The sequence below is a fragment of the Sulfurospirillum sp. 1612 genome (assembly GCF_036556685.1).
Lineage (GTDB): Bacteria > Campylobacterota > Campylobacteria > Campylobacterales > Sulfurospirillaceae > JAADIZ01.
Window position 1 is genome coordinate 379476 of sequence record NZ_CP140614.1, and the last position, 25544, is coordinate 405019.

A 25544-nucleotide genomic window follows, 5' to 3' on the forward strand; every position below is an offset into this window, starting at 1 on the left:
ATTGAGTATCGAAAAATATAGAAAAGAGATTGACCGCATTGACAATGAGTTGTTGCTTTTATTAAACAAACGTATGGAAGCAGTGAAGGCCATAGGAAATCTCAAACAATCCACAGGAGGGCCAATCTATCGACCAGAGCGAGAAAAAGAGATATTGGACCGACTGAAGACCTTAGATAAAAAATATCTCAATAGCGATGCCATTGATGCGATTTTTTTAGAGATTTTTGCAGTCAGTCGCAATATCGAATTGCCTGAAAATATTGCGTATCTCGGACCAGAGGGAAGTTTTACGCACCAAGTGGCGGAGAGTCGTTTTGGAGCTATGGGGCGTTACATCGGATTGAATTCTATTAAAGCGGTGTTTGATGTATTGGAGAATAAAGAGGCGAAGTACGGTGTCGTTCCTATTGAAAACAATACCGAAGGAGCGGTGGGGGTGACCCTTGATTGTCTTGGAAAATACAGCTCAAAAATCGTCTCAGAGATTTACATGGATATCCACCACTCCTTTGCCAGTGAATGTGAAAATATCAAAGATGTGAAACGCATTTATTCACATCCTCAAGGGTATAACCAGTGCCGGAAATTTTTGGAAGAGCATTTTATGTTAGATGTGGAGTTTGTCGCGACAAAATCTACAGCCGAAGCAGCAAAATTGGCAAAAACAACGAAAGATTCAGCCGCTATTTGTTCGCATATTGCTGCGAAATTATACAATCTGCCGGTACTTTTTTCAAAAATTGAAGACAATATGGCAAATAAAACAAGATTTTTGATTTTGAGTGATTTCAAAAACCGACCTTCTACGTTGAGTAAAACTTCGATTTTAGCAAAGACGTCCGATACGCCGGGTGGATTGGTAGAATTTTTACAAACATTTCAAAAAGCCAAAGTGAACTTAACAAAAATAGAATCCAGACCAACAAAAGAAAAAGGTTTTAAAAAAGTCTTTTACATTGATTTTGAAGGTCATATTGATGATGACAATGTACAAGAAGTTTTGGAAGTAAATAAAAATAAACATGAAATCATATGGCTTGGAAGCTATGTGAATGGGGAGTAACATGAAATTTAATGCAGTATTAGACAATCTCAAAACATATGAAGCGGGAAAACCGATTGAATTGGTCGTGCGAGAGTACGGAATTGATGCCAAAGATATCATAAAACTTGCGAGTAATGAAAATCCAAGAGGATGCAGTCCGCTCGTGCAAGAGGCCGTTTGTCGTGAAGCCTCAAAGATGAATCTCTATCCGGATGATAGTATGTATGAGCTAAAAGAAAAATTAGCCAAACGCTTTAATGTCAAAGATACGAACATTGCCATAGGCGCGGGAAGTGATCAAATTATCTCGTTTGGAGTGCACGCAAAAGCTAATAAAAACAACAAAGTTTTGATGGCGCATACCACATTTGCCATGTATGAGATTTATGCAAGACAGACCGGTACGACGATTTTAAAAACAAAAAGTGATCAACATAATCTTGATGAATTTTTGGAGATTTATAACGCTCATGATGATATTGCTGTTATCTTTTTGTGCCTACCCAATAATCCATTAGGCGAGTGCCTTGATCGCAAGGATGTTTATGCCTTCTTGGATCAAATTGATTCTGAAACATTGGTGATTATTGATGGGGCATATCAAGAATATGGCGCCTTTAAAGATAAAAACAAAGAAATAAAACCACAAGATGTCATCGAAAAATATCCCAATGTTTTATATCTTGGAACTTTTTCCAAGGCCTATGGCTTGGGTGGCATGCGATGCGGTTATGGTATCGCAAGAGAAGAGATTATTCAACCTTTATTGAAACTCAGAGCCCCTTTTAATATCACAACCTTGACACTGAAAGCTGCGATTGTGGCATTGGATGATGAAAAATTTGTCCAAAATTCATTAAAAGAAAATTTTGAACAGATGAAATTATATGAGGCTTTTGCTCAAGAGTTAGGCTTTGATTTTATAGAAAGTTTTACCAATTTTATCACTTTATCGTTTGATGATAGTAAAAATTCGAGTGAAATTTCCGAAAAACTTTTGAAAAAGGGTATAATAATCAGAAATCTTGGAGCTTATGGTATGAATGCTATCCGTGTCACGATTGGAACCCCTGAGCAAAATGCTAGATTTATGAAGGAATTCAAAGATATTTATTTAGATAATTTGGTAAGCTAAATGAATTTAAAAACATTTTTGAATCAGATAACGGCTCTCATCCAAAATCTTTCATTAAGACAAAAAATCGTATCGATTGCATCGGTGGTGGTCGTTGTTGGTTTCTTGGCTTTTTTGGTATTTTTTAAGAGTCCAAATTCTGGATCAATTAGTGGCTATGGCGTCTTGTTTGATAATACGACGCCGAGTGATTCTGCCTTGATTATCCAACAACTTGAAAAAGATAATATTCCTTATAAAGTCATCAATGAGGGCACCATCGCGGTTCCTTCCAATGTGGTATATAAAGAACGTATTGCTATTTCAGCGCTGGGTCTTCCGAAAAACTCAAAAGTGGGTTTTGAAATATTTGATAAAGCGGAATTTGGATCGACCGATTTTGAACAACGCATCAAATACTTAAGAGCCTTAGAGGGAGAACTCTCAAGGACCATCAATGCGCTCAATCCTATCAATGATTCAAGTGTCCATATTGCCATACCTAAAGAGAGTGTTTTTTCAGAACACAAACAACCCGCATCCGCATCGATTGTGGTAGATATCAAGCCGGGATTGAAACTCTCGAATAAACAAATTTCAGGAATCAAAAATCTTGTATCTTCTTCTGTATCAAATCTCAAACCTGACCATGTTAAGATAGTCGATCAAAATGGACTTCCCTTGGGAGAAGAAGAGGGAGAATACTCCTCTGATAGGGTAAAAAATCAGATACGATATAAAAATGAATACGAAGCAAGATTAGAAAAAAAGATCATCGATATGCTCACTCCAATCGCAGGAGGGAGCAATAAAGTAGTCGCAAAAGTCACGATAGATTTTGACTTTAAACAAGAAAATTCTATCAGTGAAGTGTATGATCCCAACTCCGTACCTCGAAGCGAACAAAGTGTGGAGGAGAAAAAAAGTGGTTCAACGCCACAAAGTGCCGGAGGTGTTCCAGGCGCGGTGAGCAATATTGGTCCGGTTCAAGGTCTTAGCAGTCAAAAAAATACTCAAACCTATCAAAAAAGTACGAGTACGACCAATTATGAAATTTCCAAAAAGACAATCAAGACGCAAAATGAATTTGCGACTATCGATAAAATTAGCGCTGCTGTTGTGGTAGATGGGGATTATCGCTATATTGCAGACCCTAAGGACCCTAACAAAAAAGATTTAAAATATATTCCATTAACAAAAGCACAGATGGCCGCAGTAGATGCTATTGTCAAGCAAACGATTGGTTATGACAAAAAACGAGGCGATGAAGTGACGGTGAGTAACTTAGAGTTTAAACCGCTCTCCAAAGATGAAGCTAAAGCGCCAACTGAGACTTTCTTGGAAGAGTTGCGCTATTATATTATGCCAATTTTCCCACTTTTAAAATATGCATTAGTGATTTTAGTATTATTAATCTTTTATAAAAAAGTAATCGTTCCATTCTCCAAAAAAATGTTAGAAGAGCAAGTTGAAGAGATTGATGAACTAAGAGACGAAGTTCTTGATGAAGAAGAGAATGCAGAAGATACGCTAGAACAATTTAGAAAAGCCCGACAAAAGGTAGAAGAACAATTGGGCCTAAGTAGTGATTTTAATGAAGAAGCCCTAAAATACGATGTGTTGCTTGAAAAATTAAAAACACTCAGCGATCAGAAAACCGAAGAAGTATCACGATTGTTGCAAAATTTGATTAAAAATGCATCAGAATTTGATGTGAGCGGAAAAGGCAAGGATATATAATGAAATTAAATGAAGAGCAAAAGAACCAGTACAATGAACTTGGAATGCCTGAGAAAGTTGCGATTCTTCTGATTCAATTGGGTGAAGATGCAACGGCCAACATTTTTTCGCATATGGAAATCGATACCGTCACAGAGATTTCCAAATATATAGCTACGGTAAAAAACATCGACAAACAAGTCGCCAATGCTGTGCTAGAAGAGTTTTATGCGCTATTGCAATCGAATCAATACATACGAAGTGGTGGTATGGAATATGCCAAAGAGATATTGTTTCGTACTTTTGGAGCAGAAGCCGCACAAAAAATCTTGGAAAAATTATCAAAAACGATGGAAAGTACCCAAAATTTTGGATATTTATCACAAATAAAACCACAGCAACTCTCAGATTTTATTATTAACGAACACCCCCAAACGATTGCCTTGATTCTTGCTCATATGGATCCTACAAGAGCTGCTGAAACCCTCTCATTTTTCACAGATGAGTTGCGAAGTGAAGTGACAATTAGAATGGCAAATTTAGGTGAAATCTCTCCCTCAGTCGTGAAACGTGTCTCGACGGTTTTAGAAAATAAATTAGAGTCTTTAACTTCGTATAAAGTCGAAGTAGGTGGTCCAAGGGCCGTGGCAGAGATTTTAAACAGATTGGGGCAAAAAGCATCAAAAACTACGATATCTTTTATCGAGCAATCAGACGAGAGCTTGGCCTCTACTATCAAAGAGATGATGTTTACGTTTGAAGATATTGTGAAACTTGATAATAACGGAATTCGTGAGATTCTCAAAGTTGTCGACAAAAAAGATTTGATGGTCGCCTTAAAAGGTTCGAGTGAAGATTTGAAAAAACAATTTATGGACAATATGTCACAACGCGCGCAGGATGCTTTTATAGAAGAGATGAATTTCCTCGGTGCCGTGCGAGTAAAAGATGTTGAAGAAGCACAACGACGTATTGTAGAAGAGGTACAAAAATTAGCAGAACAAGGCGTCGTACAGATTGGCGAAGCAGAAGAGATGATTGAGTAAAATATGGAAAATATAATAATACAAGATGAAATCGAAAAGCATGATGTGCAACGATATCGCTTTAAAGTTTTAGGATCAATGCCCCATCATGAAGAACAAAATTCTGAACCCCAAGACGTGACTCCTGCTCCTGATAATACCACATCTACAGCACCTAAGACAGCAGAAAATGTTGAGGGTGGTTTTGTGGAAGAGTTGTTAAAGCGAAGCGATGAATTGTCATCAAATATTATTAAATTTCAGATGCAAATCGAAAAACAAGAAGCAGATTTTGAACAACGTTTGAAAGAAGAAGTGACCCGAGAGAAAGCGCTCTCGTTTCAAGAAGGATATGATAAAGCAAAAGCAGATTTAGAATCCTCTTATCAGACGATTGTAGAGACGTTTGAACATTCTAATCAAAAATTAAATGACAAACTCAATGAATTAGAAAAAGGGTATAAAAAGACAGAAAAAGAGCTGGCTAATTCTGCTATTGAAATCGCAGAAGAAATTATCAAAAAAGAGCTGACACAAGCAAGTTCTGAGATTGCAGTCTCACTTGCTAAAAATCTCATGAGTGAAGTACAAAAAGCAAACCATGTGACGTTGAAAGTCAATCCTGATAATTTCCAAGCATTGGAAGCCATCTATAAAGAGAATGAAAAAATAACAGTAGAAACAGATGATGCGATTTCGAAAGGTGGGGTCATTTTGCTAAGCGAAAGTGGCAATTTGGATGGGACCATATCAGAGAGATTGGCAAAAGTAAAACATTTATTGAAAGATAGTTAGGGAAAGAGATATTGTGAATATTGATATTAAAAGTAAAAACATTCAAGAATTAAAAGATACCTGTGTCTCACTGAGAAAACAAATTATTAAAGTGGTTAGCAAAAATGGGGGGCACTTGAGTAGTAATGTGGGTGCTGTTGAGCTTATTGTAGCGATGCACTATGTTTTTGATTCGGCCAAAGACCCCTTTATCTTCGATGTGAGTCACCAATCTTATGCTCATAAACTCCTTACCGGAAGATGGGAGCAATTTAGCACACTACGCCAACTTCATGGTATCAGTGGTTATACCAGACCCGATGAATCATCGCACGATTATTTTATTGCCGGTCACAGTTCTACTTCCATTTCGCTTGCATTGGGTGCGGCTAAAGCTATCGCTTTGAAAAAAGAAGAAAATGAACGGATTCCCATCGCCCTGATTGGTGATGGTTCGATGAGTGCCGGGATGGCTTTTGAGGCTTTAAATGAACTGGGCTTTAGAAAATATCCTGTGGTGATTGTTCTCAATGATAATAAAATGAGTATTTCCAAGCCCATTGGCGCTATTAGTAGCTTTCTCTCCCATGCCATGGCTGGTAATGTATATCAAAAAATAAAAAAGACCACCGAACAAATTTTAGAATATTTACCAGAGAGTGCGACGTATATGGCCAAAAAATTTGAAGAAGGGTTCAAATTAATTACTCCCGGTATTGTTTTTGAAGAGTTGGGAATCGACTACATCGGTCCGATTGATGGACACAATTTAGAGAGTCTCATCAAAGCATTTACGATGGCAAAAGAGCTAAAACGTCCGGTCATTGTTCATACCCAAACACTCAAAGGCAAAGGTTATGAAAAGGCTGAGGGGTGCTTTGAAAATTGGCACGGGGTGGGGCCTTTTGATATTGAAAGCGGTAAATCACTCAAAAAAAGTAGTGCAAAAAATGCGACGACAATGTACAGCGAAGCGCTGATGGCATTGGCAAAAGAACATGATAATGTTGTGGGCGTGACCGCTGCGATGCCAAGTGGCACCGGTCTTGATAAACTTATCGCCGCTTTTCCAGATCGTTTTTGGGATGTTGCTATTGCTGAACAACATGCGGTTACATCGATGTGTGCGATGGCAAAGGAGGGATTTAAACCTTTTATTACGATTTATTCGACATTTTTGCAACGCGCTTATGACCAAGTGATTCATGATGCTTGTATTATGAATCTCAATGTTGTTTTCGCACTTGATCGTGCAGGAATCGTAGGTGAAGATGGGGAAACTCATCAAGGTGCTTTTGATATCTCTTATCTCTCCGCTATCCCCAATATAACCATGCTAGCCCCACGTGATGAATCGAGTATGCATCAAGCGATTGCTTATGCGTACCAACATCAAGGCCCGCTAGCCATTCGTTATCCGCGGGGTGCTTTTATCGCAACGGATACGACCAAAGATGAAGCGTTTGTCTATGGAAAAGCGCAAATGCTCATCGAAAATCCGCATGCTGATATTTTATTGATAGGATATGGTAATGGTGTAGGACGTGCCATACAAACATCTAAAATCTTAGAAACAAAGGGATTTCACACGAGTGTGCTTGATTTAAGATTTGCAAAACCAATTGATGAGACTTATTTGATTGAACTCTCACAACAGTATCAAAAATGGTGTGTCTTTAGCGATAGTGCACAATTAGGCGGTATTGGCTCGATTTTAGGATTACTCAAAGAAAAGCATGCCCTTGATGTTGCCATTTATAGTTTTGAATTTGAGGATCGATTTATTCCACATGGTGCCACCAATTTGGTAGAAGAGTTATTAGAAATTACACCGAAACAAATAGCAGATAAAATAGAAGCGCGTTGTAGTTGATAGCAGGGGAGGGAAGCTCCAGAGAGCTTCCGAGTGGATTAGAGTTCTTTTGAGTGTTGTGCTAAATAATCTGCAACACCTTCAGTAGAGGCTTTCATTCCTTCATCACCTTTGTTCCATCCCGCAGGGCAAACTTCACCAAATTCATTGGTAAATAGCATTGCATCGATCATTCTAAGCATTTCATCAATATTTCTACCGAGTGGCAGGTCGTTGATAACAGCATGTCTTACGGTACCATCTGCATCAAGTAAGAATGAACCTCTTAGGGCGACAGAGCCATCAAGTAGAACATCAAAAGCTTTTGAGATGTTTTTGTCAAGGTCCGCTACCAATGGGAATTTGATTTTGCCAATACCTCCTTGTTCTACTGGAGTTTCTCTCCATGCAAAATGTGAAAATTGGCTGTCGATTGAAACACCAATGACATTGATACCTCTGTTTTTAAATTCTTCAATTCGGTGTGAGAATGCAATGATTTCACTTGGACATACAAAAGTAAAGTCTAAAGGATAAAAGAATACTACCGTACCTTTTGGTCCAAAATTTTCATAAAGTTTGAAATCTTCAACAATTTGTCCATCTTCTAAAACTGCTGCTGCAGTAAACTCTGGTGCTTTATTTGTAACTAACATATAATCTCCTCAATAGTAATTTTTCTTAATAACAAAATTATATCATTATAACATTATTCTAAGATTAATTTTTCTTATTCAGACATCTTAGGTCCTAAACTCACTCAATTTATTATTTAATGTCTCTGTCATCGTATTGAGATGTTCTGCTGCACTGGCAATCTCTTCGGTACTTCGTGCATTGTGTGTAGAGATTTCATTGATTTTAGAGACTTGATTAAAGATTTCATCAACATCTTTTTGTGTTTCATTATAACTGTGTTCAATGGAATCAGATGTTTGAGTGGCGGCTTTATTGATAATACTTGCCATATCATTGATAGTAGTCTCAACTTCAGTGGCTCTTGTTGCTAGAGCTTCTACTTTTTTGGAGTTGGTATTCATCTCTTCACTGCTTTGGACAATAGATTGGACAATCACATTAATCGTCGCATTAATCTCAGTGAGTGATTTTTGGGTACGTTCTGCTAATTTTCTCACTTCATCAGCAACCACTGCAAAACCTCTTCCATGTTCACCTGCCCTTGCCGCTTCAATCGCAGCATTTAATGCCAAGAGATTGGTTTGATCAGCAATATCACTAATGACCGTCAAGATATCTTTCACCTGTGTCGCATCATGACTGAGCTGTTGAATCTTAGCGGAGAGTTCTACCTCCATCGCAGCACTTTGTTGAATATCCTTGGCTAAAGCTAAAATAGCACTATTAGCTTCTAACATATTTTGATTGACTTGTTCTAATTCACTCCGTGCTACTTTGGCATCTTGAACGGAGACTTCTAGTTTACTTTTAATCTCTTTGGTTTTATCATTAGCTACATGAGTGGTTTGTGTGGAGTTCTCTACTAATTTCCCAACTTCTAATGCGGTGGAGGAGAGTTCATTGGCAATTGACGAATTCTCATGAGAGATATGTTTGGCTTCATCTGTGATAATACGAACTTTTTCAATGAAATGATTAATCTCAACACTCGCTTGTGCTATCTCATCTTTGCCTTTGACTTCTAGTTTCTTCGTCAAGTCTCCATCACCACTTGAGAGCTCTTTAGCGCGTTTGGTGAGGTTGGAAAGAGGCGTTGAGATGAGCTTGTTGAGGACGTACCACATAATAAGAAGCAACAAAATGGTGGATACAATCGTTGAAAAAATCAAGATATTAGAGAGGCTGTCGCCAAAACTTTTAAAATCTTGCATATTGGCTTTGCCGACAAAAATCCAATTCCATTTTTTAAAATAAAAAAATTCATAATAGAGCGTTTGTCCCTCTTTTTCTACTGTAATAGTGCCATTTTTCTTTTTGAGTATTTGTGTATTGATATGGTTGTTACTAGTAGAATTGGCAACACTTTTATGGATAGCGTATTGGCCATCGGAGGCATTTAAGGCGTAATAATATCCTTGATTGCCGATTTTAATTTTATTTATCTTTGTTTTTAATGCTTGCAAACCATTGCTAAAATCATATCCAATATACAAGATTCCAATCAGATTTTTATCATCATCCAATAAGGGTTTATAGACAGTAATATAATCTTTTCCAAACAGTCGAGCCATCCCCACATACTCTTGCTTTTTCATGATTTTTTTATAGGCAGGGGATGTTTTTCCAAGGTAGGTTCCCATCGCTCGAGTGCCATCTTGTTTTTTTAAGGAGGTGTTGATTCTCACAAAATCATTCTTTGCTTTATCATAGGCAAAAATTGTGGCAGTGGCACCTGTGGTTTTTGTAAAATGATCGACTCTTTCATAGTACTTATTTAAAACTTCTCCTCCATCAGCGAGCATTGGAGTCTTAATGCCGTTGATATCGACATACTTATCGTCGATTAAGGCGACCATTTTAAAACTTCCTTGAAAAACGTTGAATAATTTCATCGCACTTTGGTCCAAGGACTCACTATAAACAGATACCGTTGTTTTGAGATCATGCAGTCCCTGATTGATATGTTGCTTTTCCATATTATCAATATGATTTTGCAAATAAGTGTTGAGATAAACCGTCAAGATTGTCATAAACAACACCACGAGTGTGATTTGCATAAGTAAGACTTTTTTAGTGATTGATTTCATCATCGCACGCTCCATCCTTAGTTTGTGATTTGAGTTCTTTTATCGTCAATGGTTATGATAAAATTTTTATGCTTAAGATTGGTATAATATTAAGAGGATTTTTAATAACAAGTCTGATTATTAACTAAACTATTCTATTTTATTTCTATTTTAATTTTCTTGTGATATAGTTTCAGCAAACCAAACTTAAGGAGATAAAATGGCGGTTAAAATTACGGATATATGTATAGCATGTGGAGCATGTATTGATGAGTGTCCTGTAGAAGCAATTGTTGATGATGATGATAATCCAACAGGAGAAGATATCTATTATGTTTATGCTGATAAATGTGTTGAATGTGTAGGTCATCATGATGAACCAGCCTGTGCCTCAGCCTGTCCAACAGAAGGTTGTATTGTATGGGATGCTCCATATGAAGGTCAACCAAGTCGTGACGAAATTGGTCCAGATATGAGAACTGGCGACACTCCTTGCGTGGAGTAAACTAAACAGTAGAGATAGGTTGAAGACGACCTATCTCTCTATTATTTCTTCTTAACTCTCAAATTTAATTCTAATTAAAACTTTTTTAGATATAATTCGCCTTCTACTTCTGTGAAAGCAGATTAAATCAGTTATGGAGAGAATTTTGGAAAAAACATTATCAATAATAAAACCAGATGCAGTTTCAAAAAACGTAATAGGAAAAATCGTTGACCGTTTTGAATCAAATGGGCTCAGAATTGCAGCAATGAAAAAGATTCAACTCAGTGCCGCCGATGCAGGAAAATTCTATGAAGTACATGCACAACGACCATTTTTTGGTGAGTTGGTAGAATTTATGACAAGCGGACCGGTTGTGGTAATGGTACTAGAAGGCAAAGATGCTGTTGCAGCAAATAGAGCATTAATGGGAGCAACAGATCCTAAAGAAGCCGAAGCAGGAACTATTAGAGCAGACTTTGCACAAAGCATTGATGCCAATGCCGTTCATGGTAGTGATAGTTTAGAAAATGCCCAAAAAGAGATTGCTTTCTTTTTCGCTCAAAAAGAAATATTGTAAAATATGAAGATTGATTTCAAAAAAATCCCCACATCCGGGATCGATTTTGAAACATCTCATGAGGCGATAACATTTTCTGGAGTCGCTTCAAAAGTTCAGAATAATCTCGTCAAATGTACCGGTATATTACAAGGGACGTTTTTACATCCTTGTGATCGTTGCGGTGAAATGTTTGATGTCCATATTAAAGAAAACGTAGAAATATACGCCCATGAGGGTTTGTATCATGAGAGTGATCAACTCTTGGACTTGATAGAATTTTTTGGTGATCATATAGATTTCGATACAATATTACAAAGCGAAATAGAATCATATAAAAGTGATTATCTATATTGCGACAAATGTAAATAATTTTAAGGAGAATACAATGGCGGTTCCTAAGAGAAGAGTAAGTAAAACAAGAGCAGCAAAAAGAAGAACACATTATAAAGTGACATTGGCAATGCCAGTAAAAGATAGTGATGGTACATGGAAAATGCCACACAGAATCAATAAAACAACAGGCGAATACAAAAATTAAATGTTAACGATTGCAATCGATGTGATGGGTGGTGATTTAGGTCCTGCCCCTGTAATCGAAGGCGCTATTAGTGCTTTAAAAACAAAAGAGTTCCATCCTATATTTGTAGGAAAAGTTGATGAGATAACCCATCTCGTTCCTCCTCAGTTTCTTGATCGAGTCTCGTTTGAGAATGCTGATGATACCTTGAGTATGAATGATAATGCAACCGATGCACTGAAGAAAAAAGAAACTTCAATCTATAAAGCAGTAGAATTGGTGCGCGAGGGCAAAGCGGATGCTGTGGTTTCTGCAGGACACAGTGGTGCCACGATGAGTTTGGCAACCCTTAGAATCGGAAGATTAAAAGGAGTGCTCAGACCTGCAATTGCAACGATTATGCCAACGGCTACTGACAAAGTCAGTTTTGTTCTCGATGTTGGTGCTAATGTGGATTGCAAAGCAGAACATCTGGTACAATTTGCAATCATGGGCGAAGCCTATGTCAAAGATGTATTAAAAATTGAAAATCCGAGTGTTGGATTGTTGTCTAATGGTGAAGAAAAAAGCAAGGGCAATGAGATTACAAAAGAGGTCTATAAATCACTGATTGAAAATAAAAATTTTGTCGGTTATGTTGAGGGAAATAATATCTTCGACGGTTCGACTGATGTCATCGTGTGTGATGGATTTGTCGGAAACATATTGCTCAAAACCAGCGAAGGTGTTGCTGAGTCTATTACGAAAATAATCAAGAAAAATATTATAAAATCTCCCATAGCCATAGCGGGCTCAATGCTGATGAGAAAAGTATTTAAAGTCCTTAAAAAACAAGTGGATTATGCAGAATATGGTGGCGCTCCTTTGATTGGAATCAAAAGATGTGCTATAGTAGCGCATGGAAAAAGTAATGCCAAAGCAATCAAAAATGCAATATTTCAGGCCATTAGTTTTTCAAATTCAGATATCAATGATGATATTGAAAATAAATTAAAAAAAGCATAAAAGGACAATGATGTACGCCTCTTTAAAATCTATCGGATCTTATGTACCTGAGAAAATCATGACCAATCATGACTTTGAAAAGATTATCGATACCAGTGATGAGTGGATTCAAAAGCGTACAGGAATTGCAGAGAGAAGAATCGCAGCAGAAGATCAAACCACGAGCGATTTAGGAGCATTGGCGGCGAAGAAAGCCATAGAACGGGCAGATATTGATAAGAGTGAGATTGATATGGTGATTTGTGCGACGTTATCACCTGATTATCTCTGCATGCCTTCAACGGCATGTGTTATTTGCGAAAAAATCGGAATCTCCAATGTCATGGCATTTGATGTCAGTGCTGCATGCAGTGGTTTTGTTTATATTTTGCAAATTGCTAAATCCTTCATTGAATCTGGAACCAAAAAAAATATACTCCTTATAGGAGCTGAAAAAATTAGTACCCTTGTAGATTATACTGATCGCGGTACGTGTATCCTCTTTGGGGATGGTGCTGGTGCTGCTATCATTAGTGCTACAGAAGATAAAAACGAAGCAATCTTAGATATCCATGCCTCAGCCGATGGCACTTATGCCGATTTACTGATTACTCCAGGCTGTGGCACCAAAAATCCCTGCTCTCATGATATGGTAGATAATAAACTCCAATATATTAAAATGTCAGGCAATGAAGTCTTTAAAGTTGCCGTAAAAACTCTGACGCAAGATGTCGTCGATATTTTAGAAAATAATCAGATTCAATCTAGCGATATTGATATTTTTATTCCTCACCAAGCCAATTTACGAATTATAGAAGCCGTACGAGCAAAGCTGAATTTCCCTAAAGAAAAAACCGTATTTACCGTAGGCAAATATGGCAACACATCAGCAGCCTCCATCCCGATGGCTATCAATGATGCCTATGAAGAAGGCAGATTAAAACACGGCGATTTAATGCTTTTAGATACTTTTGGAGGGGGTTTCACTTGGGCTAGTGCTCTGGTGAGATTTGGCGGAAAATAAACGACAAGGTCTGATACAACAACTAAACTAAAAACAACCAAAGAATCTTATAACTTAGAGGCTCAACATGATTTTATTTGATTCGCTTACGGTTACATTTGTACTGCTATTAACACTAGCAGTGATTCCAAATCTATTTTATACCTTTGGTTATCAATCACATATCAAACGTAAAGCGCATTTTTTTATTCACTATTTTGCATTTATTGCCTCCATGTATGGAGTGGTATTTGCTTCCAATGGCTTAATGTTTCTCTTTTTCTGGGAGATCATGAGCCTCACATCCTGGCAGTTGATTTTGACAGATGCTCGCAACAATACTACGATTAAAGCAGCCAGATTTTACTTTTTTATGACGCACTTTGGTTTTACTTTTTTATTATTATTCTTTTTGATTGCGACCAACGGTCAGCTGGAATTAGATTTTTCTGCGATGAAAGAGATTGTCTCGACTTTTGCGTATCCTACCTTGCTTTTTTTCTTTTTGATTTTGGGATTTTTGAGCAAAGCGGGCGTGGTTCCGATGCACGTATGGCTTCCCTATGCTCACCCAGCTGCACCCTCTCCGGTATCTGCTTTGATGAGTGGGGTGATGATTAAAATAGCGATTTATGGGATGTTTCGATTCTTGTTTGATGTTTTGAATATGTGGCAACTTGAATGGGGTGTTTTAATATTAGTATTGGGGGCAATATCGAGTTTAGTTGGTGTTTTGTATGCCCTCAGTGAACACGATATCAAAGCGCTTCTTGCCAATCACTCGATTGAAAATATCGGCATTATTTTGATTGGTTTTGGTATGGGGATGATTTTCATGACGTTGGGACTAAAAACCATGAGTGCGTTTGCTTTCATCGCCGCGTTGTTTCATGTATTTAATCATATGAGTTTTAAATCGTTGCTATTTCTATCTGCTGGCAGTGTGATTCAGCAGAGCAATACGCATAATATTGAACATTATGGTGGCTTGATTAAATCCATGCCTATTACGGCTTTTACCTTTTTGCTAGCATCCATCTCTATCTCGGCACTGCCACCTACCAATGGATTTTTGAGTGAATGGATGATTTTCCAATCGCTTCTTGGGTCTTCAACGATTTCGGATATTTCCTTGCGACTGGCGATACCTTTTTCTGTGTTTGCACTCTCTTTGACCGGAGGTTTGGCGATTGCGTGTTTTGTGAAAGTTTTTGGCATTAGTTTTCTAGGACTTCACCGAAGTACCAATGCCAAACATGCGCTAGAAGTGAATATCATGATGCGTACGGGTATGATTTTGATGGCGCTTGTTGTGGTCTCTTTGATGCTTTTTACACCGGCATTTATCTATCTATTTGACCAAACGATGATGCAACTCTCACATGTGAGTATCTATCATACTGTTTTCCCAAATATCTGGAGTTTGCATGCGCTATCTGATAATAAAGGCGTGGTATCGCCACTCATCTTGCTGGTCGGTTTGATTGTGATTACTGTGGCATTATTGCTTGTTTATAAAGTCCTTAAAATAAAAGAGCGCCGATGTCATACCTGGGCTTGTGGCTATAACACCAATGCGGTGACGCAATACTCAGCCACGGGGTTTGCCGGACCCATTCGCATCTTTTTTGCATGGCTTTATAAGCCTAAAGAACAGATTGAAAAAGAGGTCATATCAGGGCATCAAACCAAGTTTGTTGAAGCGCATTATCAAGTGCATGTGAAACCATTATTTGAACATTCTTTATATGACAATATGGTGAAATTTACCAATCGCATCAGTTATTATGTGTACCGTTTTGCACACTTTGAACAGACAAAATATGCTGCGATGATTTTTAACATGATGCTAACGGTGCTCTTTAGTTACCGTATTTTTACACACGATTTTAGTTGGGCTACTTTTGCCCTCGAATCCGTGGTCATGATCATCTCGATTCGTGTTTTGATTATTGGAGTGAAACGATGAGTTTGTATATTTTTTCTATCCTTTTGATGATGTTGCTCTCACCAATGTTGTTGAGTTTTATTAAATTAGTGAAGATGTTTCTACTGTATAAAAAACCCATTTCCATCTTTCAAGGGTACCGAAATTTATCCAAGTTATTTGTCAAAGAAACTATGGTGAGTTATGAAGCGAGTGTCATCACTAAAATCGCACCTTTTTTAGTGCTCTCTCCACTGTTATTGGTTCTATTCTTTTTGCCGCCGCTTTCAAAAGGTGAGTATTATGTGAGCTTTATTGATGCTTTTACGATTACGGGGTTGATTTCTTTGTCGACATTCTTTTTGATGCTGTTGGGATTAGACAGTGCGAGTGGATTTGGCGGGATTGGTTCGAGTCGTGAAGCGTTTATTTCAGCACTGGTTGAACCTGCGATGATTTTGACGATTTTTAGTGTTTCGGTGATGGCCAAAGATTTGGGCGTCGCTCAAGCGGGAATCAATTTAGCAGAACATTTTCCTCAAGATCATATTGCGAGTTTCCTCTTTGCTAGTATTAGCTTTTTTATTTTATTGATTGCTGAAAACGGTAGGATTCCGGTTGATAATCCTGAAACGCATCTGGAGCTTACGATGATTCATGAAGCGATGGTTTTGGATATTTCTGGGTTTCATCTCGCCCTCATCGAAATTGCATCTGCTATTAAATTTATGATTTTTGGCTCTTTGTTTGTCTCGCTTTTTCTACCATTTGGCGTGGGACTTCCTGTCTATTTGGCTATTATCGTGTTTCTTGTCAAACTCTTTTTGGTTGCGGGTGTTGTGGCTGTTTTAGAGGTAAATACTGCAAAATTGAGACTTTTTAAAATACCCAATCTTTTGGGCGTGGCGATTGTTTTTGCATTTTTATCTCTTATTACCTTTTATGTCTTGGGAGCGTGATAGATGGAAAATTTACTGATTGGGCTTTTCTTGGCGACACTCATCACTGCTTTTTTTACAACCCGTTTGTATCGATTGATTTTGTGGTATTCACTCAATTCGCTGACTTTGGCACTTTTGGCTATTTTTATGGGTATGAATCTTCATGATCATACGATGATTACCAGCGGTGCTTTGACACTGGTTTTAAAAGCGATTGCAATACCGTATATCTTAAAACAAATTAGCCAAAGATTCAACCTGCCAAGACAGTTAGAACCGAGCATCAAAGTCTACTATTTTATCATACTAATTCCGGCGATTTTGGTCTTTACTTTTTATCTCGCCAATCCAATCCTTAGTATGGCTACGAGCAATACAAACTATGTTGCCATTAGTATTTCCGCACTCTTTTTGTCTTTGTTGTTGATTATTGAACACAAAGATATCGCACCACAAATTATTGGATTTTTGACGATTGAAAATTCACTATTTTTGCTAGGGACAACGGCAACGGAAGGGATGCCTATGATGATTGAACTGGGTATTTTTGTAGATCTCATGATGGCCATTGTGATTATCAATCTATTGTTTAAAACGGAGCATACATGATATTAGCATTTCTTTTGTTGCCCTCTGTGGTTATTTTTATTGTCTCTTTTTTGAATATTACAAAACAAAAGACAGTGCTGAGTGTGGTCTCTTTGTTGGTGCTTATACCGGCCATTTGGCTTTTTTTCTTGCCCCGACCTTATCCTATATTGGGACCGTATCTTGTCGCTGATGATTTAAATACCTATATTTTCTTGGTCTCTTCTATTGTTGCTATTGGAGTGACACTAGCGATGGCAACATTGGATAAACATGTCAGCATTAGCTTGAAGGCGTATGCACGATTTTATCGATTTTTTGCACTCTTTTGGATGGGATTAATTGTCTCGATAATGTCCAATAACATGGGGCTTTATTGGATTGGTCTAGAGACCGCGACATTGAGTACGGTTTATATGATTAAAACCAACCAAACCTCATTTGCAAGAAGAGAATCATGGAATTACATGATCGTCGGAGCCATTGCGATTTCGTTGATTTTATTTGGAATTATTTTGATTTATTCTAGTGCGAAACCGATATTGGGAGAAGAGGCGATGAATTTCACCAAATTGCTCCAAAATGCCAAAAACATCTCTTCTATCTTTTTATTTGAAACTGGTTTTGCTATTGTGAGCTTGGGTATGTTTATTAAGATGGGATTTTTTCCGATGAATTTATGGCTTGCCAATATTGAACGCTCTTCGTTTTATCCTATCGCTGCGCTTTTTAGTGGGATATTGGAGAGTGCTGTGATATTGGGATTTTTTAGATTTAGTCATATTGCCAAAATCGTCAATTTCTCACATGTTTTTGTTTTTGTCTTTGTGTATGCACTTTTGACGATTTTCATCGTCTCTTTTTTGATTTTTCGTGCGAAAGATTTCATCCGATTGTTTAGTCTCTCGGGCATTGAGCATATGGCATTGATTACGATATTTTGGGTGAGTGGGGGTATTTTTGCAGCCTTGCTTCATTTTGGAGCGCACGCCTTTTTGAAGCCCGCACTTTTCTTATCGACGGGTGTTTTAGAATCACAAGGTCAATACAAGATAGCCGGTGCTTTGAGGGGATATCGTGGTATCAAAGGCAAACTCTTTTATTTTCTCACGAGTCTATTTTTATTAGCCATTATTTCTCTGCCCCCCAGTCCGATGTTTTTCTCTGAGCTTTTCGGATTCTCTTCGATGATTAAAATCGCCAAAGAGAGTCACCATCTATTTCTCATGATAGGTTCAATCATCTTATTGTTATTTCTCTTGTTGATTATTTTTTATAAGTTTGTAGAGATTTATCAATCCATGAAATATGAAGGCGAGGTTGTTGAAAAGAGAGTGTATACTCCAGAAGTTTATGCATTATTATTATTTGCTATTGCATTGGTCGTGCTCATCACTCCGATGAGTTTTGCGTTTATTGGAGCCATATCATGAGATTGATTGCTAGATTTTGTGTAGAACATCATGATCATTTTGAAATCATCACCCTCTTTGATACTTCTATCACGCGTGTCAAATTGGAAAAAGAGCATCCTGTCTTAGACAGTATTGCCTCAGAATACCCTGCTGCGATATGGTTTGAGAGGAAGATTAAAGATGACTTTGGCATTGCCATTCACAATACTTTTGACAACCGACCTCTTGTGCATCATGAGCGGTTTCCAAATCTCGCTCCAATGCGCAAAGATTTCAAAGACAGCACGATAGAATTTTGTGATTTTGTCCCTTACAAATATGAGAGTATTCATGGAGATGGGGTCTTTCAAATTGCAGTTGGGCCCATTCATGCAGGTATCATCGAGCCGGGACATTTTCAATTTTCACAAGCAGGGGAGCATATGTTGCATTTAGAGGTGCGACATTTTTATAAATACAGAGCGATTGAAAAAATGCTCGAGGGCAAAACGCTTTTTGAGGCTAAGGCTATTATTGAGCGTATTAGTGGCAATGAAAGCATTGCGTACCAAATTGCTTGGTTTAAAATCCTCTTACAAGCCAGCGGGATGGAGTATCCTCTAAAACTTCAAAAATATCATGCTTTATTGTTGGAAATGGAGCGTTTGATACATCATTTGAATGATATTGGATTTATTGGCAATGATGCGGGTTTTGGTGCCGGTCTTGCTATTTGCTCGAAACTCTCAGAAGAGAGTAGACGCATGTTGCAAGCCATCAGCGGACATCGATTTGGTTTTGGTGCGATTGGATTTGAAGCCCCCGCTTATGATTATGAAAAATTGAGAAAATTTTTGAGTGATTTGGATCGAGATATAAAATGGCTAGAAGATTGGATTGTAGATGTGCCCTCTCTTTGGGATCGTTTTGATACAACAGGGATACTCACCCTCTCTAAAGCGATTAAATATTCAACCGTGGGGGTGTTAGCCCGAGCCAGTGGCCTAGCGATTGATCACAGAGTCACAGAGCCGATTTATAAAGATGCTGGTTTTATCATGCAAACACAATCAAGTGGAGATGTTGGTGCACGGTTTTTGCTTCGGATTAAAGAGGTGCGCCAATCCATCGGTATCATCAAAAATCTAATCGACCATCACCCCACTCATCTCTCAAAACCCACAGCCTTTGCAACGGGTGAATTTATGAGTTTTGCAGAAAGTTCATTGGGTGAGTTATTTATGTATGTGAAGCTAAAAGAGGGGAAAATAGATCGATTTTACAGTCGAGACCCGAGTTTCATCAATTGGCAAGCGCTTTATCTTCTCATGAGCCGTGATATTATCGCCGATTTTCCACTTATCAATAAAAGCTGTGATTTAAGTTATGCAGGGAATGATCTGTAAGATGCTTGGCTATTTCATGAAGCATCTCAATAATTATTAATCCAGAAATGATATAATTAGAAAAAATAATAGAAGGAACTCATTATGGCAACCTATGCTTGTGGGCATATAAACCCCGATTCAGATTCAATTTGTAGTGCGATTGCGCTTTCATATCTTAAAACACAACTTAAAGAACCTTGTATCCCAGCACGTCAGGGCGAACTCAATCCAGAGACTGAGTTTATCCTCAATAAATTTGGTTTTGAAAAACCCGTGTTAAAAACAGAATTTGCAGGAGAGAATCTCTATATTGTGGATTATTCTAATTCACTTGAAGCACCTAAAGATGTCAAAGAAGCGACAATAAAAGGGATTATCGATCACCATAAATTGGGCGATTTGACGACTTCAACACCGCTTGAGTGTTGGATTAGACCTGTGGGATGTACCAATACGATTATTAAAGAGATGTATGATTATCATCAAGTAGAAATTCCTAAAGATATTGCAGGAATTATGTGTTGTGCTATTCTTTCAGATACGGTCATTTTCAAATCGCCAACGTGTACGAAAATCGACACAAAAGCGTGCAAAGCATTGGCAAAAATTGCAGGAATCGAAGATGTACGCGCACTTGGCATGGAGCTATTTATCGCAAAATCAGCCATCAAAGGAGCGACACCGCGAGATTTGATTAAGCGCGATTTCAAAGATTTTGAGATGCATGGCCATAAAGTCGGCATTGGACAATTGGAAGTGGTGGACCTTAGCACCTTTGATGCGATGAAAGAGGATCTACTCGCGGATATGAAAGCGTTAAAAGAAGAGGGCGACAGACATACGGTTATCTTGCTGTTGACCGATATCCTCAAAGAGGGTTCACAACTACTTTGTGTGAGTGATGATGCGACGATTATCGAAAATGCCTTTGGTGCGACACTTCAAGATTCACAAGTCTGGCTTCCAAAAGTATTGAGTCGAAAAAAACAAGTGACTCCACCACTAGAAGCTGCCTTTAACCAATAATAAACAATAAGATAGATGGCGCTGTCATCTATCTCCTTCTCTCACCACTCCTTCAACAAATCCTTTTAAATGTAAAGAAATTGTAAAGAAATGTCTTTTGATTCTTGACAGATAGTGCTTATTATTTCAGTATCAATTTAAAAGGAAGGTGATGAAAAAAATAATTCTAAGCACGACTCTGTTGAGTGCAGTACTCAGTGCTGCGACGTTTAATGCGCCGATGCAAGCGTACATCAATGATTTAAAAGTACAAGCAAAAGCACAAGAGAGCCATTTTGTAGATTTTGATGCTAAAAGAGGGGCAGAAATTTTTACCAGTACACATATTGGTAAAAGAGGGACTAAAATGTCTTGCACGAGTTGCCATACCATAGATTTGAGACAAGAAGGCAAAAATGAACGGACCAATAAAATACTCAAACCCCTCGCTCCTTCAGCTAATCCTGAGCGTTTAACACAGGTGCGTGATGTCAAAAAATGGCTAAGGCGAAATTTCAATGATGTGTACAACCGCGTTGGAACGGCCAAAGAAAAAGGCGACGTTTTATATTACATCAATTCAAAATAAAAAGGAGTGCACATGAAGAAAGTAGTATGGTCGGGAATTTTATTATCAAGTTTACTGTGTGCTGCTGGAGTCCAACCGGTTCATGATAGCACATATATCAAAGAGTGTGGCAGTTGTCATTTTGCATTTCAACCCGGGTTATTGCCCCAGCGCTCTTGGAAAAAGATTATGAATAATTTAGAAAATCATTTTGATACCGATGCGAGTTTAGATGAAAAGAGTCGTAGTTATTTATTAAAATATATGGTGACCCATTCGAGTAATCATGCGATGGAATATAAAAGAAGTCGAAAAATCACTTACTCCATTGCGCCCAATCAGACGCCTATTCAAGTTACAAAGACACCGTATTTCATCCGAAAACATCGCCGTATCAAGCCTCGTATGATCACGCAAAAGGAGGTGGGAAGTATTAGTAATTGTACCGCTTGTCATGCGGGAGCAAAAAGTGGTGATTATGGAGAACATGCCGTGAAAATACCAAATTATAGGAATTATGATGACTAAGAGTTATGTCTGGCCATGGGTGAACCGGCTCTCCCATCTGTTGTTGATTGTATTTTTGGCAACGGCGTATTTGATAGGAGATTATAAAAAATTAGCAGATTATCATGTTGCTTTTGGTTATGCTTTGGGTGTGGTTTTTGTGTTTCGTATTATCTGGGGGTTTGTGGGACCACGATATTCTAAGTTTAAAGATTTTAACTTTAATTTAGCCGATCTCAAAGCGTATCTACTCTCTCCTTTTCGCAAAGGCAAACCTTATATTGGGCATAATCCAGCATCAAGTTATGCCATTATCGGCATGATTTTGCTGACATTCTTGACGATTGTTTTCGGAGTTTTGACGCAAGGAATTGAAAAAAATCATGGGATTTTATCATTGTTACATAATGCTTATTTTGAACATATGGAGCTTTTTTCCCATTTGCATGAATTTTTCGCCAATGCTTTGATTGCTTTGATTGGTATCCATATTGCCGGCACACTCATCGATAAATTTATCAAAAAAGGTGATGCCATTGATGCGATGGTAAATGGCTATAAAAAAACTAAGACACATGTGAGTGTGAGATTAAATATTTGGCAAAAGTTATTTGCGATTCTTTGGATTGGTGTCTCACTTTTTACTTTGTATTATATGCTTGCTACCAAAGACAATATGTGGATCGCCAGTGCGAATATAAAACAAGATTATGCTCAGTTACATCAGGATTTTAGTAAAGAGTGCGGGAGTTGTCATATCACGTACCCGCCTTTTTTACTTCCTAAAAGCTCATGGGTGTCGATGATGGAACATCTTGATAATCACTTTGGTGAGGATGCAAGCCTTGATGAGATAAGCAAAAATTCTATCATGGCATTCTTGAGTCAAAATAGTGCAGAACACTCAACACAAGAGGCGGCTTTTAAAATTCTAAAAAGTATGGAACAAAACAGTACAATAATCGCTATCACAGAAACTCCATACTGGAAACATCGCCACCGAAAGATCAAAAAAGAGGTTTTTGCGAGTGCTGAGGTCAAAAGCAAGGCCAATTGCAAAGCTTGTCATAGTGGGATACAAAACGGTATAATTGAAGATAATAGGATTCACATACCAAGGAGCGAAGGATGATATTACGATGCTTGATAGTGCTGACTTTGATTTTTGGAACCCTACAGGCGGATGATCATAAACATCACAAAGATTATCATCACTATTTTAGTAAAGATTTGACCTATTTACATCTCAGCAAAAAACAAGAACATGAGATGAAAAAAGTTCTCAAAGAGTATCGCCATCAAGCCAAAAAATTTCGTAAATCACGAGAAAAGATGTCAGATAAAAAAGAGAGACTTTTTTTAAATGATACATTTGATGCGCACAAGCTGAAAGCCATCAATCAAGAACTTTGGAATCAAGCATTTGAGGTGGAGGTAGAGTTTTTGAAGCATGTTCATGATATTTTAACACCCACACAAAGAGCCGCATTTGCAAAATATAGTGACGCATGGAATGTAGAATGAAGATTTTGCTCATCGAAGACGATTTGGATATGCAAGAACTGTTGATAGATTATCTGAAACATTACGATTATGAAGTCATCGCGTATGCAAGTCCTTTGTCGGCAATCAAAGCATTAAAGGCACCCTCAAGTGATTATCATTTGGTCGTTTTAGATTTGATGCTACCCGAACTTGATGGTTTTGATGTGTGTCAGCGGATTCGAGAAAAAAGCGATATTCCTATCATTATATCCAGTGCAAGGGGTAATCTTGGGGATAAAATCGTAGCATTTGATTATGGGGCGGATGATTATCTTGCAAAACCCTATGAGCCAAGGGAGTTGGTGATGCGAATGAATGCGATTTTGAGAAGAGTCACCCACAAAGTACATGTGAAAAAAGTCGGAGAATTTGAAATTGATGAGGATAAAATGCAGATTTCTCAAGAGCATACAGTCTTAAATTTGACGAAAATAGAGTATGAGATTTTCTCATTATTTCTGAATAATCCTAATAAAATCTTATCGCGTGAAAGTATCGCCAATTATCTTGGCAGTGATTATCACAACATCAAAGATCGTGCCATTGATATGCATATTAGTAACATTCGTAATAAAATTTTTGATGATTCAAAATCAGCAAAATACATCAAATCAGTCTGGGGAATTGGGTACAAATTCATTGGATAAATTAACAAAATTTTGGGATATGAGTCTCTTTAAAAAAGTCTTTATTCTTTTTTGTATTAGCATGGCTATCATGTTTTTTCTCTCGAGCAAAACCAATCAAATTACCAATGAAAAAATCGCATTGATTTACAAAAATAAATACATTGAATCCTCCAAAGTCTTTTTAGATTATATGATCAATGGTGATATGCAAGGCCTCGCCAAACGTGCCCGTGAATTACAGTATGAGCGTAGAAAAATAGAGCACCTTCAAGATAAAAAAGTTGTTTATGAGCATAAGGTAGCCTTTGGTGATGTAAAAATCTTCCAAACTTCAGAAGGATATCTACTCTATATGCAATATTTGGACGATCAAGTGCTCTATTATGATCAAAGCCAACATAATGAAATACAGCAAAAGGCACAATTAAATTATTTGATTATTGCAGATATCTTACTTTTAATAGCAATCTTTTTGATTTTTATGCGGATGCTAAGTCCCCTAAAGAAGATTTCCAATGCGATAGAAGAGTTTGGTAGTGGGGATTACTCTCTACGATTGCCTGAGCGCAAAAAGCATGATGAAATCTCAAAAGTTGTCAAAAAATTCAATGCGATGGCTACAAACCTAGAACACCTTATGGAGTCTAGAAACCAATTATTGCGCGATATTAGTCATGAGCTCCGCACGCCAATTTCCAAGGCGCTTTTATCGTTGGAGATGATGGAAGAGGGGAAATATAAGGTTATTTTGAAGCGCTCCATCCAACAAATCGACAAACTCACCAATGATCTTTTGGAGGTTGAGCGACTCAACTCTGATAATCTTGTGTTGAACCTTCAAATATATCCCATCAACTCAATACTAGCAGAAGCACTCTCTAAGATATTAATCGATGATGATGCTGATCTTCAGATTGATGTGCCTGAGCCTTTTAGTTGTGAAGTGGATCTCAATTACATCGCAATTGCTATCAAAAATCTGATTGACAATGCCCTAAAATATCGTACGCATGGAAAAGTCGAAATTCTAGTAAAAAATACCTCGATTGCTATTAAAAACTTTGGAATACCTTTAGAGCGTGATTTGGAGTATTATATGCAAACCTTCACTCAAGAGGAATCTTCACGAAACATTGCAGGATATGGTTTGGGTCTGAATATTGTGAAACGTATTTTAGAACACCACCAATTAACGCTACAGTATTATCATGATAGAGGACAAAATGTTTTCATTATAAAATTTCATGATATATAATGGTATAATG

26 protein-coding genes are annotated in these 25544 nt (G+C 37.7%); 24 read left to right on the forward strand and 2 right to left on the reverse strand.

Translation table 11 applies throughout. From position 1 onward, the window contains the following. The first annotated feature begins 1 nt into the window (after window position 1). Genes pheA through dxs form a run of 6 tightly spaced genes read left to right on the forward strand, consistent with a single transcriptional unit; the run spans window position 2 to window position 7553 of the window. On the forward strand, window positions 2-1066 hold the full coding sequence (pheA, locus tag SFB89_RS01940; protein WP_331775271.1) for a prephenate dehydratase: 1065 nt from the start codon (window positions 2-4) through the stop codon (window positions 1064-1066). A gap of 1 nt (window position 1067) precedes the next feature. Beyond that, a complete protein-coding gene (hisC, locus tag SFB89_RS01945) occupies window positions 1068-2183 on the forward strand; it encodes a histidinol-phosphate transaminase (RefSeq protein WP_331775272.1) in 1116 nt (371 codons plus the stop codon). Next, window positions 2184-3902 carry a flagellar basal-body MS-ring/collar protein FliF gene (gene fliF, locus SFB89_RS01950; RefSeq protein ID WP_331775273.1) on the forward strand — a complete coding sequence of 573 codons (1719 nt, stop codon included), beginning with the start codon at window positions 2184-2186 and terminating at the stop codon, window positions 3900-3902. Beyond that, a complete protein-coding gene (gene fliG, locus SFB89_RS01955) occupies window positions 3899-4927 on the forward strand; it encodes a flagellar motor switch protein FliG (RefSeq protein ID WP_331776037.1) in 1029 nt (342 codons plus the stop codon). Before fliF ends, fliG begins: the two co-directional genes overlap by 4 nt. 3 nt (window positions 4928-4930) lie before the next feature. Then, window positions 4931-5701: a flagellar assembly protein FliH gene (gene fliH / locus SFB89_RS01960; protein ID WP_331775274.1), complete on the forward strand. Its 771-nt coding sequence runs from the start codon at window positions 4931-4933 to the stop codon at window positions 5699-5701. 19 nt (window positions 5702-5720) lie between these two features. Next, window positions 5721-7553, forward strand: a complete 1833-nt coding sequence (dxs, locus tag SFB89_RS01965) for a 1-deoxy-D-xylulose-5-phosphate synthase (protein ID WP_331776038.1) — start codon at window positions 5721-5723, stop codon at window positions 7551-7553. 38 nt (window positions 7554-7591) lie between these two features. On the opposite strand, the gene SFB89_RS01970 is transcribed toward dxs, so the two are convergent. Beyond that, entirely contained in the window at window positions 7592-8188 is a 597-nt protein-coding gene (locus SFB89_RS01970) for a peroxiredoxin (RefSeq protein WP_331775275.1), read from the reverse strand. 87 nt (window positions 8189-8275) lie between these two features. Then, on the reverse strand, window positions 8276-10261 hold the full coding sequence (locus tag SFB89_RS01975) for a methyl-accepting chemotaxis protein (protein WP_331775276.1): 1986 nt from the start codon (window positions 10259-10261) through the stop codon (window positions 8276-8278). A gap of 196 nt (window positions 10262-10457) precedes the next feature. On the opposite strand from SFB89_RS01975, the gene SFB89_RS01980 reads away from it, so the two are divergent. From SFB89_RS01980 to SFB89_RS02065, 18 genes are all read left to right on the forward strand, one after another. Further along, window positions 10458-10742, forward strand: coding sequence for a DUF362 domain-containing protein (locus SFB89_RS01980; RefSeq protein WP_331775277.1), 285 nt, complete (start codon window positions 10458-10460; stop codon window positions 10740-10742). Between the two features lie 145 nt (window positions 10743-10887). Continuing rightward, on the forward strand, window positions 10888-11301 hold the full coding sequence (ndk, locus tag SFB89_RS01985; RefSeq protein ID WP_331776039.1) for a nucleoside-diphosphate kinase: 414 nt from the start codon (window positions 10888-10890) through the stop codon (window positions 11299-11301). A 3-nt stretch (window positions 11302-11304) separates the two neighbouring features. Next, complete coding sequence (locus SFB89_RS01990; protein WP_331775278.1) at window positions 11305-11652, forward strand: DNA-binding protein; 348 nt, start codon at window positions 11305-11307, stop codon at window positions 11650-11652. Between the two features lie 16 nt (window positions 11653-11668). Then, window positions 11669-11821: a 50S ribosomal protein L32 gene (gene rpmF, locus SFB89_RS01995; protein ID WP_331775279.1), complete on the forward strand. Its 153-nt coding sequence runs from the start codon at window positions 11669-11671 to the stop codon at window positions 11819-11821. Next, window positions 11822-12805: a phosphate acyltransferase PlsX gene (gene plsX, locus SFB89_RS02000; RefSeq protein ID WP_331775280.1), complete on the forward strand. Its 984-nt coding sequence runs from the start codon at window positions 11822-11824 to the stop codon at window positions 12803-12805. Window positions 12806-12815: 10 nt separating this feature from the next. Further along, a complete protein-coding gene (locus SFB89_RS02005; RefSeq protein WP_331775281.1) occupies window positions 12816-13808 on the forward strand; it encodes a beta-ketoacyl-ACP synthase III in 993 nt (330 codons plus the stop codon). 67 nt (window positions 13809-13875) lie between these two features. Next, the gene (locus SFB89_RS02010) at window positions 13876-15756 is read left to right on the forward strand and encodes a proton-conducting transporter transmembrane domain-containing protein (RefSeq protein WP_331775282.1); all 1881 of its coding nucleotides are present in this window, start codon (window positions 13876-13878) and stop codon (window positions 15754-15756) included. Next, window positions 15753-16673, forward strand: coding sequence for a respiratory chain complex I subunit 1 family protein (locus SFB89_RS02015; RefSeq protein WP_331775283.1), 921 nt, complete (start codon window positions 15753-15755; stop codon window positions 16671-16673). Before SFB89_RS02010 ends, SFB89_RS02015 begins: the two co-directional genes overlap by 4 nt. 3 nt (window positions 16674-16676) lie before the next feature. Then, on the forward strand, window positions 16677-17264 hold the full coding sequence (locus SFB89_RS02020) for a hydrogenase (RefSeq protein ID WP_331775284.1): 588 nt from the start codon (window positions 16677-16679) through the stop codon (window positions 17262-17264). Then, on the forward strand, window positions 17261-18676 hold the full coding sequence (locus SFB89_RS02025) for a proton-conducting transporter transmembrane domain-containing protein (RefSeq protein WP_331775285.1): 1416 nt from the start codon (window positions 17261-17263) through the stop codon (window positions 18674-18676). The genes SFB89_RS02020 and SFB89_RS02025 overlap by 4 nt, the downstream gene beginning before the upstream one ends. Further along, window positions 18673-20043, forward strand: a complete 1371-nt coding sequence (locus tag SFB89_RS02030; protein ID WP_331775286.1) for a hydrogenase large subunit — start codon at window positions 18673-18675, stop codon at window positions 20041-20043. The genes SFB89_RS02025 and SFB89_RS02030 overlap by 4 nt, the downstream gene beginning before the upstream one ends. A gap of 84 nt (window positions 20044-20127) precedes the next feature. Next, window positions 20128-21051, forward strand: a complete 924-nt coding sequence (locus tag SFB89_RS02035; RefSeq protein ID WP_331775287.1) for a manganese-dependent inorganic pyrophosphatase — start codon at window positions 20128-20130, stop codon at window positions 21049-21051. 151 nt (window positions 21052-21202) lie between these two features. Then, window positions 21203-21619 carry a DUF1924 domain-containing protein gene (locus tag SFB89_RS02040; RefSeq protein WP_331775288.1) on the forward strand — a complete coding sequence of 139 codons (417 nt, stop codon included), beginning with the start codon at window positions 21203-21205 and terminating at the stop codon, window positions 21617-21619. 12 nt (window positions 21620-21631) lie between these two features. Further along, window positions 21632-22126 carry a diheme cytochrome c gene (locus SFB89_RS02045; RefSeq protein WP_331775289.1) on the forward strand — a complete coding sequence of 165 codons (495 nt, stop codon included), beginning with the start codon at window positions 21632-21634 and terminating at the stop codon, window positions 22124-22126. Further along, window positions 22119-23237 carry a cytochrome b/b6 domain-containing protein gene (locus SFB89_RS02050; RefSeq protein WP_331775290.1) on the forward strand — a complete coding sequence of 373 codons (1119 nt, stop codon included), beginning with the start codon at window positions 22119-22121 and terminating at the stop codon, window positions 23235-23237. The genes SFB89_RS02045 and SFB89_RS02050 overlap by 8 nt, the downstream gene beginning before the upstream one ends. Continuing rightward, the gene (locus tag SFB89_RS02055; protein WP_331775291.1) at window positions 23234-23629 is read left to right on the forward strand and encodes a Spy/CpxP family protein refolding chaperone; all 396 of its coding nucleotides are present in this window, start codon (window positions 23234-23236) and stop codon (window positions 23627-23629) included. Before SFB89_RS02050 ends, SFB89_RS02055 begins: the two co-directional genes overlap by 4 nt. After that, window positions 23626-24297 (forward strand): response regulator transcription factor, encoded by a 672-nt coding sequence (locus SFB89_RS02060; protein WP_331775292.1) that lies wholly within the window; start codon window positions 23626-23628, stop codon window positions 24295-24297. Before SFB89_RS02055 ends, SFB89_RS02060 begins: the two co-directional genes overlap by 4 nt. Next, window positions 24290-25534 carry an ArsS family sensor histidine kinase gene (locus tag SFB89_RS02065; protein ID WP_331775293.1) on the forward strand — a complete coding sequence of 415 codons (1245 nt, stop codon included), beginning with the start codon at window positions 24290-24292 and terminating at the stop codon, window positions 25532-25534. Before SFB89_RS02060 ends, SFB89_RS02065 begins: the two co-directional genes overlap by 8 nt. Window positions 25535-25544 lie beyond the last annotated feature (10 nt).

Coding starts and splice junctions, on each gene's coding strand:
- SFB89_RS02060 (WP_331775292.1), top strand. CDS start 23,626: ATGAAGATTTTGCTCATCGAAGACGATTTGGATATGCAAGAACTGTTG.
- SFB89_RS01970 (WP_331775275.1), bottom strand. CDS start 8,188: ATGTTAGTTACAAATAAAGCACCAGAGTTTACTGCAGCAGCAGTTTTA.
- plsX (WP_331775280.1), top strand. CDS start 11,822: ATGTTAACGATTGCAATCGATGTGATGGGTGGTGATTTAGGTCCTGCC.
- SFB89_RS01990 (WP_331775278.1), top strand. CDS start 11,305: ATGAAGATTGATTTCAAAAAAATCCCCACATCCGGGATCGATTTTGAA.
- SFB89_RS02020 (WP_331775284.1), top strand. CDS start 16,677: ATGGAAAATTTACTGATTGGGCTTTTCTTGGCGACACTCATCACTGCT.
- rpmF (WP_331775279.1), top strand. CDS start 11,669: ATGGCGGTTCCTAAGAGAAGAGTAAGTAAAACAAGAGCAGCAAAAAGA.
- SFB89_RS02025 (WP_331775285.1), top strand. CDS start 17,261: ATGATATTAGCATTTCTTTTGTTGCCCTCTGTGGTTATTTTTATTGTC.
- SFB89_RS02040 (WP_331775288.1), top strand. CDS start 21,203: ATGAAAAAAATAATTCTAAGCACGACTCTGTTGAGTGCAGTACTCAGT.
- fliF (WP_331775273.1), top strand. CDS start 2,184: ATGAATTTAAAAACATTTTTGAATCAGATAACGGCTCTCATCCAAAAT.
- hisC (WP_331775272.1), top strand. CDS start 1,068: ATGAAATTTAATGCAGTATTAGACAATCTCAAAACATATGAAGCGGGA.
- SFB89_RS02030 (WP_331775286.1), top strand. CDS start 18,673: ATGAGATTGATTGCTAGATTTTGTGTAGAACATCATGATCATTTTGAA.
- SFB89_RS02005 (WP_331775281.1), top strand. CDS start 12,816: ATGTACGCCTCTTTAAAATCTATCGGATCTTATGTACCTGAGAAAATC.
- SFB89_RS02035 (WP_331775287.1), top strand. CDS start 20,128: ATGGCAACCTATGCTTGTGGGCATATAAACCCCGATTCAGATTCAATT.
- SFB89_RS02050 (WP_331775290.1), top strand. CDS start 22,119: ATGACTAAGAGTTATGTCTGGCCATGGGTGAACCGGCTCTCCCATCTG.
- SFB89_RS01975 (WP_331775276.1), bottom strand. CDS start 10,261: ATGATGAAATCAATCACTAAAAAAGTCTTACTTATGCAAATCACACTC.
- SFB89_RS02045 (WP_331775289.1), top strand. CDS start 21,632: ATGAAGAAAGTAGTATGGTCGGGAATTTTATTATCAAGTTTACTGTGT.
- fliH (WP_331775274.1), top strand. CDS start 4,931: ATGGAAAATATAATAATACAAGATGAAATCGAAAAGCATGATGTGCAA.
- SFB89_RS01980 (WP_331775277.1), top strand. CDS start 10,458: ATGGCGGTTAAAATTACGGATATATGTATAGCATGTGGAGCATGTATT.
- SFB89_RS02010 (WP_331775282.1), top strand. CDS start 13,876: ATGATTTTATTTGATTCGCTTACGGTTACATTTGTACTGCTATTAACA.
- SFB89_RS02015 (WP_331775283.1), top strand. CDS start 15,753: ATGAGTTTGTATATTTTTTCTATCCTTTTGATGATGTTGCTCTCACCA.
- SFB89_RS02055 (WP_331775291.1), top strand. CDS start 23,234: ATGATATTACGATGCTTGATAGTGCTGACTTTGATTTTTGGAACCCTA.